Raw genomic sequence first — 708 nt, forward strand, 5'->3', positions numbered from 1 at the left:
TACACGGATTTTCACGAATTTTATAATCTTTAATAATATACAGTTGACTCACCCCTTTTTATCATAGCTTGAAAGCCTATAATCGAACCATTTTTAAAGGAAGTAAGCAGACAAAACCGGTAATCCTATTCATTCCTACTGAGAAATTTTTCAAACCTATTAAACCCTGAATAAAGGAATGATGGGACTACCGGAATTTGTTGAGATTTTGTTTATCAAAGCCCGGTGGAAACTGTTTTTGCTCCCCGCTGGGCAGTCAATTCTTTTCTTACATTCAAACGTCTGTAAGCCCCCATAGGGTCTATGGCTCCTTCAGCCTGAAGTCTTGCTTCTGCCAATAAAGGCCTTACATCGGTTCTGTACGCTCCCTGAAGAATCTCCTGGGCCAATGAAGGGTCATTGTTTTCCCTCGCTTCTTCCAAGGCGGCCCTGTCCACCAACATGGCCTGCGCATAGGCCAGGTTGATCGCCTCCAGAGACTGCAACAGGTCTTCCAATGGATCTTTCAGGTTATGGCTGGCATCGATCATCCAGGCAGGGTAGGGATTGTTGGAAGAAGGATCTTCCATCCCGTCCACCAGTTCGTTGAAAATCAGGAACAGCTGATAGGGTTTCAGAGAACCCACGGTCACATCATCATCCCCATACTTGGAATCATTGAAATGGAAACCGCCCAGTTTGCCCACCATCATCAGGGTGGCCACGATC

At 45.6% G+C, this 708-nt stretch carries 1 pseudogene; it reads right to left on the minus strand.

The window, feature by feature from the left end:
* Positions 1 to 215: 215 nt before the first annotated feature.
* A pseudogene (locus ACYVAA_RS23000) lies at positions 216 to 708 on the minus strand (sugar isomerase); the annotation flags it as partial.

This window comes from Echinicola sediminis (genome assembly GCF_054777495.1).